Source organism: Arthrobacter sp. PAMC 25486 (assembly GCF_000785535.1).
GTDB lineage: Bacteria > Actinomycetota > Actinomycetes > Actinomycetales > Micrococcaceae > Specibacter.
The window spans coordinates 4,580,185-4,593,579 of record NZ_CP007595.1; the positions used below are offsets into that span (position 1 = coordinate 4,580,185).

Sequence of the window (13,395 nt, forward strand, 5' to 3'; positions counted from 1 at the left end):
TCCCTCGAAGGGGTGGCAACTGGCAGTAGCTGGCAATCCGCGCCTCGCGACATGGTGGCCAACAAGGGCCAACAGCTATTTCTCCCCTGTAACCCGCCACAGATGCAGCGTGGCATACGAGCGCCAAGGCCGCAGGGTCTCTGCCATGTGGCTCAGTTCGGGCGCCTTGATGGTGCGGGCCTGGGCCAACGAGTCGCCGCGCAGGAGGCCGTAGCCATTGCGGACGGCAGCATCGCCGGGCAGAAAAATGTCATTGTCGCCCAGCACGCGCATGGCTACGTAGCCCACTGTCCAGGGACCGATGCCGGGGATGGGCAACAGCTTGGAGGCAAGGGTGTCGTGGCTGTCGGCGGGCCCTATTTGCAGGGATCCGCCGGCCAGCATGGCGGCGACAGAAACTATGGAATCGATGCGTCGTTGGGGTCCGCGAAGGATGTCCCGGCCGCCGACCGCGATCTCAGCCGGCTGCGGGAAGAAATGCGTCATGGAACCGTACGGCAGCCGGGTGGGGGTGGCCAGCGCCAGCAGTTGGGTCAGCGCCGTGCGGGCAGCAGCCACGGTGATTTGCTGGCCAACCATGGCGCGTATGAGAATTTCCGCAGGATCAACACAGCCCGGCAGACGGATGCCCGGCAGCCTTGCAACACGCGCTGACAGCATCGGCAGGGCGCCCAGTGCGGCATCAGCCTGGCTGGGATCGTGGTCTAGATTGAATAGATGGCGCACCGTGGTGATGAGTTCGCCAGTGTCTGCAGGGTCCTCGACGTCATGTTCCAGCCGGAGGGTAATACCATCCCACCCGAGGTGGAACCACGCATGCCCGCCGGAGAGTTGCAGCGTTCGGGCATAGCTAGTGGCCGTCGCCTCCTCAACGCCGGGCACCGCGCGAGCCGCCAGAAAATCAAAGATGCCGGGCTCAAAAGGGGGATGGAAATCAAGGTAAACTGCCATGCCTGCATTCTGCCACGCGGAGCCACGGGTGAGGGCCGCAGCCGGAAACTGGCAGCACCCGAGTCAGGGCAGCAACACGATTTTGCCGTGGACGGTGCCCGCCTCCATCGCGGAGTGCGCGCGGGCCGCATCCTGCAGCGGCAGTGTGGTGATGCTGCGTGCCGCAAGTGCCCCGCCAGCCAGGAGCTTGTTCACTGTTGTCGAAGCCTCCGCAAGGTCGGTTTCCGTTGCGTTGCTAATCGCAAATCCACGGATGCTTATGTCGTGCGGGTACAGCCTGCCCAGCGGGATGGTGGCCTTCGCTGACATGCCCGACATGAGCACGATGCGTCCACGCAGCCCCAACACGTCCAGGGCAAGATCAAGCTGGTGCCGTCCGGACGTCTCCAGATGCACATCCACCCCACGACCGCCGGAGACCCGGTCCACGGTGTCGCGCAGTTCATCGGCGAAGTCCGGGGACCGGTAGTCAAGCACGGCGCCGGCGCCCAGCCCGCGGCAGTACTCGAGGTCGGCTGCGCTGGAGGAGGCGACGACCATGGCACCGGCACTGACTGCCTGGCTGAGGGCGGCAGAACCGACGCCCCCGCCCGCACCGCCGATGAACACGGTTTCCCCCGGCTGCACTTGGCCATGCCGGTGCAGCGCCAAATAGGCGGTGGCGCCGGAGTGGAGCACAGCTGCCGCCGCCACCGGGTTCGTCCCGGCATGCAGCCGGTACAGCCGCTCGACGGGAACGGCCGCGAACTCGGCGGCCGCCCCTGGCCGGCCTGCAAATCCCATCGAATTGGACCATACCGGATCCCCTGGTGCGAAGCCGGCGTACTCCTCCGGCGTGCCAGATCCGAGCCGTTCGACCGTGCCCACCAGGTCCCGGCCCAGCACCTGTGGAAAAACAAGTTCCGTGGCATAGGCGCCGCTGCGGACAAAGGTGTCCACGTTGTCCACAGCGGAGGCGGCCACCCGCACCAGAATGGTGCCGGGCGCTGGCCGGGGCAGCGGCACGTTGCCGTATTCGATGACGTCGAGGCCGCCCCTTCCGGTGAAATACGCGGCCTTCATGACTGCTGGCTCCATGGGTGGAGTCTATTCCCCAAGGAAGCACGCAGGACAGATGCGAAGGAGGACGGAACGTGTGCCCTGCTAAGTTGAGAATATGACCGCCTCGATCGACATCCTTGAGCTGCTGCAAAAGCCCGCCACGGAGGTGGCACCGTACTTACTGGGCGCATTGGTGAGGCATGAGAGTCCTGAAGGACCCGTCGTCGTACGTTTGACGGAGGTGGAAGCCTACCTGGGCCCTAGGGATTCTGAACATCCGGACCCCGGAGCGCACAGCTACCGGGGAAAGACGAACCGCAATTCGGTCATGTTTGGGGACCCCGGGCACCTCTATGTCTATTTCACTTATGGCATGCACTACTGCGCGAACCTGGTCTGCCGGCCGGAGGGGTTGTCGTCGGGCTGCCTGATGCGGGCAGGAGAGATCGTGGAGGGCGTGGACTTGGCGCGACTGCGACGGCCCACCGCCAAGCATGATTATGAGCTGGCCCGGGGGCCGGCCAGACTGACCAAGGCCATGGGATTGACTCTGGCGCACAACGGGATCGCTGCGTTGGTCGGGGAAGTCACGGTGACGCTGCCGGACACGCCCGCCTCGAACGTCATGATGGGCCCGCGCGTGGGCATCAGCGGGCCCGGAGGCACAGCGGAATACCCATGGCGGTTCTGGCTCCCCGGCGAACCGACGGTCTCCAAATTTAAGCCGGGAGCGGTGCGTGCTCCGCGTCGGCCCGGACCAACTGCTCGGAAAACCCAATAAGCTCGGTGACCTCGGGCAGCAGGTCCACTGGTGTGAGTCGCTGCACCAGGCACGCACGGGATGCCGGCCACCCGTACTCCAGCAGCGAGTAGACGCAGCTGTCCACGCGGGTTCCATCGTGGCCGCGCCGGTAGCTGCGCAGCACGCCTTCCAGGGTGGCGCCCAGTTTTACGATGGCGGCGGCGCTGCGGGTGTTGCGCACATCGCAGCGCAGCGTGACGCGCTGCACGGCATGTTCCTCGAAGGCAAAGGTCAGCAAGGCCAGTTTTGAGGTGGCATTGACGTTGCGCCCCCAGTAATTCCGGCCAAAAAACGTCATGCCCACTTCAACCCGTGACCGCTCCGGGACCAGGTCGTAGAGGCTGGTGGTGCCGGCCACGGTTCCGGTCTCCTCATCCATCACGGCGAAGACCATGACGGGGGGATCGCCAATCCGGGCGGCAAAAATCCGTTCCAGGGCACGTTTGGACGTGGTCCGTTCCGTGGCCATCCCGGACCACCTGTCCACATCGATGTAGGGGCACAAATCTGCCGCGTGACGACGCCGTAGTGGCACAGGCCGGGAGGTTGCGCGAAGCGCAAACACTCTGTCCGGGGAGTGAAATGGTGTGTTGCACGGAGAATATATGAGCACCTTTTTGGGCAACGGAAAAGCCCCATTTTGAGACCCTGTACCGTGGAGGGGTGAATGAGACCTTAATTGCCCCCGAAACACCCTTCGCCCGCAATCCCGAAACTGCCAATGTTCGGCATGTTTCCGCGGTTATTGAGCAGTTGTGCGCCACCGTCCCGGACTACCCGTCCCCGGGCATTGTTTTCAAAGATTTAACCCCCGTTTTTGCCGATGGCGCCGCCCTGAAACTGGTGGTGGATTCCATCGTCAGCAATTTTGCCGGAAAGTTCGACGCCGTTGCCGGAGTTGAAGCCCGCGGCTTCCTCTTGGCTGCGGCCGCTGCATACGCCACCGGAACCGGCGTAATCACCATCCGTAAGGCAGGAAAACTGCCCCGTGACGTGTATGCGGAAAGCTATGCGCTGGAATACGGCGAGGCAACCCTGGAACTGCACCAGGATGACGTCCCAGTTGGTACGCGTGTGCTAATTCTCGACGATGTGCTCGCCACCGGCGGCACGCTCGGCGCTGCCGCAACCCTGCTGGAACGCACCGGGGCAGTGGTGGCAGGCATCGGCGTCGTACTTGAAATTGATGCGCTGCCGGGCCGGGACAACCTGGCTGGCCGCGACGTGGTCTCGCTGCTGCACGTTTAAAACTGCTGCACGTTTAAGGCGGCAATTGCCCGACCCGCAAGAGGGATAGAATAGACGGTCCGCCTTTTGGTGGAAGCCTTACGTATCAGGAGCCTTGCATGTATGACGACGAGTTGGCCAAAGAACGCACTTATGTTGACGGTCTTTATTCACGCCTAGATGAGCTGCGCGCTGAAAAGGTGGAGCAGCTCGGCGGGGTGCGCCGCGAAAAGTCCATGGGGACGCACCAGAATCGCTCGGAGCGTGACGCCTTTGCCACACTCTACGAGAACCGTTTGGCTCAGCTCAACGCCGTTGACGACAAGCTCGTTTTTGGCAGGCTGGATCTTGACAACGGCCAGGACCGCTACATTGGCCGCATCGGACTGTCCTCGGAGGACCAGCGCCAACTCATGGTCGACTGGCGCGCGCCCGAGGCCGGGACCTTCTACCAGGCCACAGCCTTTGAACGCATGGGCGTGCGCCGTCGTCGTCATTTGCTGCTGCAGGGACGCACCGTCAAGGCCATTGAGGACGACGTCCTTGACCACACCATGCTGGTAGAGGGCGAACACCTGCAGGGCGAAGGCGCGCTGCTGGCTGCCTTGAACTCCAAGCGCACGGGCCGCATGAATGACATTGTCGGCACCATCCAGGCGGAGCAGGACCGCATTATCCGCTCACCCCTGAGTGGTGCGCTCGTGGTCCAGGGCGGTCCGGGCACCGGAAAAACCGCCGTGGCCCTGCACCGCGCCGCCTACCTGTTGTACACGCACCGGGAGCGGCTGCAGTCCGCCGGAGTGCTCCTTGTGGGCCCATCCAACGCGTTCATGAAATACATTGAGCGGGTGCTGCCCTCGCTGGGAGAGACCGGCGTGGTCATGGCAAGCGTGGGAAACTTGTTCCCTGGCGTGTGGGCCACAGCCCCTGAATCTGCCGAAACTGCGGAACTCAAGGGGCGCATAAGCATGGCGCAGGTGGTGGCCAACGCGGTCGCGAACCGGCAGCGGTTGCCGCGGGAAGACGTCAGGCTCGATGTCGAGGGCACCCGTCTGATTCTTACCGTCCGTCAGGTGCGCCGTGCCAGGGACAAGGCGCGCGCCACGGGTCTGCCGCACAATGAAGCACGCATCACCTTTGTTAAGACGTTGCTGCGTGAACTCACCGAGCAGCTGCGCGAACACATCGAATCCGCGGGTGCCGGCAACAACGCCGACAGGTCATATCTGGCGGAGGATGTTCGCTCGGCCAGGGATGTGCGTGTCATGCTCAACCTTTGCTGGATGCCCATGACGGCGCAGAAGCTCGTGGATGACATGTTCAGCAAGCCGGAAATCCTGGCCGCGGTGACTCCAGGCTTCAGCCAGGTGGAACGCGAGCTTCTCCTGCGCAGCCCCGGAACCCCCTGGAGCGAGTCCGATGTGCCGCTGCTGGATGAAGCAGCTGAACTGTTGGGCGACATGGATGCGACAGGCGGCCGTGCCCAGGCCACTGTGGAATCCCAGCGCAAGCGTGATTTAGTCAACGCCGAGAAGGCCATCTCCAATGTGAACCAGCAACTGGAAGATTCCGGCGTCGACGGCATGTTGACGGCTGAGCAGCTGGCTGATTACAACATTGTCGAAGCCGAATCTCAGACAAGTGCCGAGCGGGCCCTCACCGACCGGACCTGGGCTTACGGCCACGTGGTGGTTGACGAAGCCCAGGAACTTTCGCCCATGCAGTGGCGCCTGCTGGTGCGCCGCTGCCCAGTGAAGTCGTTCACGATTGTCGGCGACATCGCCCAGACAAGCTCTGCCGCCGGTGCCATGTCGTGGCAGAAGGCGCTCATGCCGGTCATGGGGGAGCGCTGGACCATTGAAGAATTAACCGTCAATTACCGTACGCCCTCGCAGATTGCGGAGGCCGCGGTGCGCATGGCCAATGCGGCCGGGCAGGTTGTTTCGGCCCCCAAGGCCGTGCGCGACGGCGAATGGGAACCGTTGGTTGACCACGTTGCCGTTGAGCAGGTCATCAGGCAGGTTGTCGCCGTCATGGCCGAGGAGACTGCCGCCGTGGGTGGTGGGCTGGTGGCTGTTATTGCACCCCCAGCCATGGTTGCGGAAACCGCAGCCGCCTTGCGTTCCGTCTATGGCGCACGGATTGGGCATGGCGCCGGCTCGCTGGAGCAGGACATTGTGGTCATTGACCCGCACGAGGCAAAGGGCCTGGAATTTGACGGGGTCATCATCGTCGAGCCGGCTGCCCTGCTGGCCGGCGCCCATGGCCGGGTTGGCGACCTGTATGTGTCGATGACCCGTCCCACCCAGAGGTTGCGCCTGATCACCTCGGAACCGCTGCCTGCCGGCATAGCCAAGTAAAGTCCCGTCGCCGCAGCCCTCACATTGTCGGCCGCGGCGGGTGGCGGTGCGGGGCAGGAATGCCGAAGAAACGCCGTCGTTCTGGTATTTTTGGGGTGTGTCTTTGCAAACTAAACTCCGCGTCCCCGAGAACGATCCCAGCTTCGCCAATGTTTGGCAGGAGCTCAAGTGGCGAGGCCTGGTCAAGGTCTCCACCGACGAGGCGGCCCTTGAAGAGCTGCTCGCCGGCGAGCCGATCACGTACTATTGCGGCTTTGACCCCACAGCGCCCAGCCTGCACCTTGGCAACCTGGTCCAGTTGCTGACCATGCGCCGCATGCAGCTTGCCGGCCACAAGCCGCTGGGCCTGGTGGGCGGGTCGACCGGCCTGGTGGGGGACCCGCGCCCCACCGCCGAGCGCACCATGAACTCGAAGGAAACGGTCACCGAGTGGGTTGGCTACCTGCAGGGCCAGGTGCAGCGTTTCCTGTCCTTCGAGGGCGAGAACGCCGCGCGCATGGTCAACAACCTTGACTGGACCGAGCCCATGTCCGTCCTGGATTTCCTGCGCGACATTGGCAAGCACTTCCGGGTTGGCACCATGGTCAAGAAGGACATTGTTGCCTCCCGCCTGAACTCCGACGAGGGCATCAGCTACGCCGAATTCAGCTACCAGATCCTGCAGGGCATGGACTACCTGGAGCTGTTCCGCCAGTACGGCTGCGTGTTGCAGCAGGGCGGATCCGACCAGTGGGGCAACCTGACCAGCGGCACCGATTTGATCCGCAAGGTGGAGGGCGCCTCCGTCCATGCACTGGGCACGCCGCTGATCACCAACTCCGACGGTACCAAGTTCGGCAAGAGCGAGGGCAACGCCATCTGGCTCGATCCCACCATGTGCAGCCCCTTTGACATGTACCAGTTCTGGCTCAACACCTCGGACGCCGATGTGGTTGACCGCCTCAAGGTGTTCACCTTCCTGTCCCGGGAAGAGATCGCTGCCGTTGAGGCCGCCGTTGCGCAAAACCCGCAGGCGCGCGAAGGCCAACGCACCCTCGCCTTCCAGGTGACATCCCTAGTGCATGGTGTGGATGCGGCACTGAAGGTCATCGCCGCATCTGGCGCATTGTTCGGCCAGGGTGATTTGGCGGCACTGGATGTGGCGACCCTGGAGTCGGCCACCCGCGAACTGCCGCGTGCAACCGCCCCGGCTGCCGGCCTGGGCATTGTGGAACTTCTTGTTGCTGCCGGACTGTCCAAGAGCAATTCCGATGCACGCCGCACAGTGGGGGAGGGCGGTGCCTACGTGAACAACGCAAAGATCACCGATCTTGATGCTGTTCTGGGTGCTTCCGAGGCGCTGCACGGCAAGTACTTGCTGGTACGTCGAGGCAAGCGCACCTTGGCCATGGTGGAACTGTCCGCCTAGCGTTTACCTGAAGTTTCACAGCTGCCCGCCCCCGATTTGCATTGGGGGCGGGCAGCTGTGTATTGTTCTATCTGTTGCTTGCGCAACGCTGGGCCACTACCGAGAAATCGGAAGCAGCGCTCACCACCTCGCAAGAAACCAAACTAAACCTTACAAATATTTCACCGAATATAATCGTCTCTTCGATTCGAATATATTGAAATGAAATAAGGGTTTATGGAAAACATGGAGTGACGAGCCGCACATGCTGCGGATTGGACAAAATGAATTCCAATGAAATACAGTTAGATCATCGCAACGACGAAAACTAATTATGAATTACTGATTAGCAATTACTCGAATGCAGTTGTTGTTTGAGAACTCAATAGTGTGCCAAGTTTTATTGATACCAATTTATTTATATTGAATTGGTTATTTGGTTGTGTGTTGCCGCCCCTGTGGTGATGCATGATCGTTTAGCTGGTTTCGAATTTAGTGCATGCGTTGCTCACCATTTTCCGGTGGTTTCGTGTGTGTCTGTTTAGTTATTAACGGAGAGTTTGATCCTGGCTCAGGATGAACGCTGGCGGCGTGCTTAACACATGCAAGTCGAACGATGAACCCCGCTTGCGGGGGGATTAGTGGCGAACGGGTGAGTAACACGTGAGTAACCTGCCCTTAACTCTGGGATAAGCCTTGGAAACGGGGTCTAATACTGGATATTGACTTTTCCTCGCATGGGGATTGGTTGAAAGATTTATTGGTTTTGGATGGACTCGCGGCCTATCAGCTTGTTGGTGAGGTAATGGCTCACCAAGGCGACGACGGGTAGCCGGCCTGAGAGGGTGACCGGCCACACTGGGACTGAGACACGGCCCAGACTCCTACGGGAGGCAGCAGTGGGGAATATTGCACAATGGGCGAAAGCCTGATGCAGCGACGCCGCGTGAGGGATGACGGCCTTCGGGTTGTAAACCTCTTTCAGTAGGGAACAAGGCCAGACGTTGTCTGGTTGAGGGTACTTGCAGAAGAAGCGCCGGCTAACTACGTGCCAGCAGCCGCGGTAATACGTAGGGCGCAAGCGTTATCCGGAATTATTGGGCGTAAAGAGCTCGTAGGCGGTTTGTCGCGTCTGCCGTGAAAGTCCGGGGCTCAACCCCGGATCTGCGGTGGGTACGGGCAGACTAGAGTGATGTAGGGGAGACTGGAATTCCTGGTGTAGCGGTGAAATGCGCAGATATCAGGAGGAACACCGATGGCGAAGGCAGGTCTCTGGGCATTAACTGACGCTGAGGAGCGAAAGCATGGGGAGCGAACAGGATTAGATACCCTGGTAGTCCATGCCGTAAACGTTGGGCACTAGGTGTGGGGGACATTCCACGTTTTCCGCGCCGTAGCTAACGCATTAAGTGCCCCGCCTGGGGAGTACGGCCGCAAGGCTAAAACTCAAAGGAATTGACGGGGGCCCGCACAAGCGGCGGAGCATGCGGATTAATTCGATGCAACGCGAAGAACCTTACCAAGGCTTGACATGAACCGGAAATACCTGGAAACAGGTGCCCCGCTTGCGGTCGGTTTACAGGTGGTGCATGGTTGTCGTCAGCTCGTGTCGTGAGATGTTGGGTTAAGTCCCGCAACGAGCGCAACCCTCGTTCTATGTTGCCAGCACGTGATGGTGGGGACTCATAGGAGACTGCCGGGGTCAACTCGGAGGAAGGTGAGGACGACGTCAAATCATCATGCCCCTTATGTCTTGGGCTTCACGCATGCTACAATGGCCGGTACAATGGGTTGCGATACTGTGAGGTGGAGCTAATCCCAAAAAGCCGGTCTCAGTTCGGATTGGGGTCTGCAACTCGACCCCATGAAGTCGGAGTCGCTAGTAATCGCAGATCAGCAACGCTGCGGTGAATACGTTCCCGGGCCTTGTACACACCGCCCGTCAAGTCACGAAAGTTGGTAACACCCGAAGCCGGTGGCCTAACCCCCTTGTGGGGAGGGAGCTGTCGAAGGTGGGACTGGCGATTGGGACTAAGTCGTAACAAGGTAGCCGTACCGGAAGGTGCGGCTGGATCACCTCCTTTCTAAGGAGCACCAATCACCAACACAACCCCGCATGGGTGTTGAGCGTTGCGTGGTAGGAGAATAGTACGTAGCGGGAACGAAAGTTTCCCGGCGTGCTGCTCAAGGGTGGAATATCAATAAAATAGGTGCCTGCCGGCACGGGCCAATCTGAATCGAGTACAACAACCTTTTGGGGTTGTGGGGAAAAGTTCATCAAGGATTGGTGTGTTCTGGTGGGTGGTGTTTGGCACACTGTTGGGTCCTGAAACAACAACGGGTCATCGATTTCCTTCGTGGGGATCGTCGATCGTTGTTGATTTCTGGTTTCCCTCACATAACTGAACCGGTCACTGGGTGACACACATTTTTGTGTGTCTGGTGGTTGGGGAACGTGTGTGAAGGGGTTGTTGTTTGAGAACTACATAGTGAACGCGAGCATCTTTTATAAGAAAGCAATTTCTTTGAGAATATGAAATAAAACCTGGATCTGACACCACCTTTTGGGGTGGTGCTGGTTTCCATGGTTTTCTCGATAATCAAAAATCATGATGCACCCGCTTTGGTGTGGTGTGTTGTGTTTGACTGCATGTGTGTGGTCAAGTTTTTAAGGGCGCACGGTGGATGCCTTGGCATTAGGAGCCGAAGAAGGACGTAGGAATCTGCGATAAGCCTCGGGGAGTTGATAACCAAACTTTGATCCGAGGGTGTCCGAATGGGGGAACCCCGCCACCGGTTGCAAGACCAGGTGGTGACCCGCATCTGAATATATAGGATGTGTGGAGGGAACGTGGGGAAGTGAAACATCTCAGTACCCACAGGAAGAGAAAACAATAGTGATTCCGTTAGTAGTGGCGAGCGAACGCGGATCAGGCTAAACCGTGTCATGTGTGATAGCCGGCGGGCGTTGCATGGTGCGGGGTTGTGGGACTTACCGATCTAGTTCTGCCGGACTAGGAAGGGGAATGGTGCATGTATAGGTGAACGGTTTTGAATGGCCGACCGTAGAGGGTGAGAGTCCCGTAACTGAAATGCAGTGCACTCCCTGGTGAGTATCCCAAGTAGCACGGGGCCCGAGAAATCCCGTGTGAATCTGTCAGGACCACCTGATAAGCCTAAATACTACCTAATGACCGATAGCGGACAAGTACCGTGAGGGAAAGGTGAAAAGTACCCCGGGAGGGGAGTGAAATAGTACCTGAAACCGTGTGCTTACAATCCGTCAGAGCAAGCGTGCATCCTTTGGGGTGTAGTTGTTCTTGTGATGGCGTGCCTTTTGAAGAATGAGCCTGCGAGTTAGTGTTACGTCGCGAGGTTAACCCGTGTGGGGAAGCCGTAGCGAAAGCGAGTCTGAATAGGGCGAGTGTAGTGGCGTGATCTAGACCCGAAGCGAAGTGATCTACCCATGGCCAGGTTGAAGCGCGTGTAAGAGCGCGTGGAGGACCGAACCCACTTCAGTTGAAAATGGAGGGGATGAGCTGTGGGTAGGGGTGAAAGGCCAATCAAACTTCGTGATAGCTGGTTCTCCCCGAAATGCATTTAGGTGCAGCGTTGCGTGTTTCTTACTGGAGGTAGAGCTACTGGATGGCTAATGGGCCCTACAAGGTTACTGACGTCAGCCAAACTCCGAATGCCGGTAAGTCAGAGCGTAGCAGTGAGACTGTGGGGGATAAGCTTCATAGTCGAGAGGGAAACAGCCCAGACCACCAACTAAGGCCCCTAAGCGTGTGCTAAGTGGGAAAGGATGTGGGATTGCTTAGACAACCAGGAGGTTGGCTTAGAAGCAGCCATCCTTAAAAGAGTGCGTAATAGCTCACTGGTCAAGTGATTCCGCGCCGACAATGTAGCGGGGCTCAAGTACACCGCCGAAGTTGTGGATTTCAAACATTGCCCTAGCCAAAGCTTGCTTTGGTTCAGGGGTTTGGAGTGGTAGGGGAGCGTCGTGTGGGCATTGAAGCTGCAGTGTGAACTAGCAGTGGAGCCCACACGAGTGAGAATGCAGGCATGAGTAGCGAAAGACGGGTGAGAAACCCGTCCGCCGAATGATCAAGGGTTCCAGGGTCAAGCTAATCTGCCCTGGGTAAGTCGGGACCTAAGGCGAGGCCGACAGGCGTAGTCGATGGACAACGGGTTGATATTCCCGTACCGGTGAAGAACCGCCCCTATTGAACCGGTGATACTAACCACCCAAACCACCACTGCGTGTCCTTCGGGACCAGGGTGTGTGGGGAGCGTGGGACCTGAACCGGGGAGGTAAACGTATTAACAGGTGTGACGCAGGAAGGTAGCCGAGCCGGGCGATGGTAGTCCCGGTCTAAGGATGTAGGAAACACGATAGGCAAATCCGTTGTGTTGTCTTTGATGACGATTCTGAGATCTGATGGGACCCCCGTACGGGGGAATTCGGTGATCCTATGCTGCCTAGAAAAGCATCGACGTGAGGTTCCAACCGCCCGTACCCCAAACCGACACAGGTGATCAGGTAGAGAATACTAAGGCGATCGAGAGAATTATGGTTAAGGAACTCGGCAAAATGCCCCCGTAACTTCGGGAGAAGGGGGGCCTGCCCCGTGAAGGAACCTAGCGTTCCGTGAGCGGGTGTGGGCCGCAGAGACCAGGGGGAAGCGACTGTTTACTAAAAACACAGGTCCGTGCGAAGTCGCAAGACGATGTATACGGACTGACTCCTGCCCGGTGCTGGAAGGTTAAGAGGACCGGTTAGCACACTTGTGTGCGAAGCTGAGAATTTAAGCCCCAGTAAACGGCGGTGGTAACTATAACCATCCTAAGGTAGCGAAATTCCTTGTCGGGTAAGTTCCGACCTGCACGAATGGAGTAACGACTTCCCCGCTGTCTCAACCATAAACTCGGCGAAATTGCAGTACGAGTAAAGATGCTCGTTACGCGCAGCAGGACGGAAAGACCCCGAGACCTTTACTATAGTTTGGTATTGGTGTTCGGAGTGGCTTGTGTAGGATAGGTGGGAGACTGTGAAACCGCAACGCTAGTTGTGGTGGAGTCATCGTTGAAATACCACTCTGGTCACTTTGGACATCTAACTTCGGCCCGTAATCCGGGTCAGGGACAGTGCCTGATGGGTAGTTTAACTGGGGCGGTTGCCTCCTAAAAAGTAACGGAGGCGCCCAAAGGTTCCCTCAGCCTGGTTGGCAATCAGGTTTCGAGTGTAAGTGCACAAGGGAGCTTGACTGTGAGAGGGACACCTCGAGCAGGGACGAAAGTCGGGACTAGTGATCCGGCGGCACATTGTGGAATGGCCGTCGCTCAACGGATAAAAGGTACCTCGGGGATAACAGGCTGATCTTGCCCAAGAGTCCATATCGACGGCATGGTTTGGCACCTCGATGTCGGCTCGTCGCATCCTGGGGCTGGAGTAGGTCCCAAGGGTTGGGCTGTTCGCCCATTAAAGCGGTACGCGAGCTGGGTTTAGAACGTCGTGAGACAGTTCGGTCCCTATCCGCTGCGCGCGCAGGAAATTTGAGAAGGGCTGTCCTTAGTACGAGAGGACCGGGACGGACGAACCTCTGGTGTGTCAGTTGTACTGCCAA

General features: G+C 59.1%; 7 protein-coding genes and 2 rRNA genes. 6 read left to right on the top strand and 3 right to left on the bottom strand.

The genetic code is table 11. The features are described from left to right. Nucleotides 1-75: 75 nt before the first annotated feature. Together art_RS20585 and art_RS20590 are read right to left on the bottom strand one after the other, a co-directional pair. Nucleotides 76-951, bottom strand: a complete 876-nt coding sequence (locus tag art_RS20585) for a DNA-3-methyladenine glycosylase (protein WP_052136845.1) — start codon at nt 949-951, stop codon at nt 76-78. A gap of 63 nt (nt 952-1,014) precedes the next feature. Further along, the gene (locus tag art_RS20590; protein ID WP_216699567.1) at nt 1,015-2,028 is read right to left on the bottom strand and encodes an NADPH:quinone reductase; all 1,014 of its coding nucleotides are present in this window, start codon (nt 2,026-2,028) and stop codon (nt 1,015-1,017) included. 79 nt (nt 2,029-2,107) lie between these two features. Between art_RS20590 and art_RS21945 the strand changes: the two genes are divergently transcribed. Beyond that, nucleotides 2,108-2,773, top strand: coding sequence for a DNA-3-methyladenine glycosylase (locus art_RS21945; RefSeq protein WP_038467970.1), 666 nt, complete (start codon nt 2,108-2,110; stop codon nt 2,771-2,773). Here art_RS21945 and art_RS20600 read toward each other — a convergent pair. Next, nucleotides 2,712-3,488: a GNAT family N-acetyltransferase gene (locus art_RS20600; protein WP_082000483.1), complete on the bottom strand. Its 777-nt coding sequence runs from the start codon at nt 3,486-3,488 to the stop codon at nt 2,712-2,714. The genes art_RS21945 and art_RS20600 overlap by 62 nt on opposite strands. Here art_RS20600 and art_RS20605 point away from each other — a divergent pair. The 5 genes from art_RS20605 to art_RS00005 all read left to right on the top strand — a co-directional run bounded on the left by art_RS20605 (nt 3,458) and on the right by art_RS00005 (nt 13,395). Continuing rightward, on the top strand, nt 3,458-4,042 hold the full coding sequence (locus art_RS20605) for an adenine phosphoribosyltransferase (protein ID WP_267957877.1): 585 nt from the start codon (nt 3,458-3,460) through the stop codon (nt 4,040-4,042). The two genes, art_RS20600 and art_RS20605, sit on opposite strands and share 31 nt — an antisense overlap. Before the next feature lie 98 nt (nt 4,043-4,140). Beyond that, complete coding sequence (locus art_RS20610; RefSeq protein WP_038467974.1) at nt 4,141-6,381, top strand: UvrD-helicase domain-containing protein; 2,241 nt, start codon at nt 4,141-4,143, stop codon at nt 6,379-6,381. 97 nt (nt 6,382-6,478) lie between these two features. Next, a complete protein-coding gene (gene tyrS, locus art_RS20615; RefSeq protein ID WP_038467976.1) occupies nt 6,479-7,789 on the top strand; it encodes a tyrosine--tRNA ligase in 1,311 nt (436 codons plus the stop codon). 527 nt (nt 7,790-8,316) lie between these two features. Further along, a 16S ribosomal RNA gene (locus art_RS20620) occupies nt 8,317-9,852 on the top strand. Nucleotides 9,853-10,426: 574 nt separating this feature from the next. Then, a 23S ribosomal RNA gene (locus art_RS00005) occupies nt 10,427-13,395 on the top strand. Together the 16S and 23S rRNA genes form the textbook arrangement of a ribosomal RNA operon.

What these genes read in the sequence shown, in the direction of transcription:
- art_RS20585 (WP_052136845.1), bottom strand. Translation starts at nt 951, where the DNA reads ATGGCAGTTTACCTTGATTTCCATCCCCCTTTTGAGCCCGGCATCTTT.
- art_RS20590 (WP_216699567.1), bottom strand. Translation starts at nt 2,028, where the DNA reads ATGGAGCCAGCAGTCATGAAGGCCGCGTATTTCACCGGAAGGGGCGGC.
- art_RS21945 (WP_038467970.1), top strand. Translation starts at nt 2,108, where the DNA reads ATGACCGCCTCGATCGACATCCTTGAGCTGCTGCAAAAGCCCGCCACG.
- art_RS20610 (WP_038467974.1), top strand. Translation starts at nt 4,141, where the DNA reads ATGTATGACGACGAGTTGGCCAAAGAACGCACTTATGTTGACGGTCTT.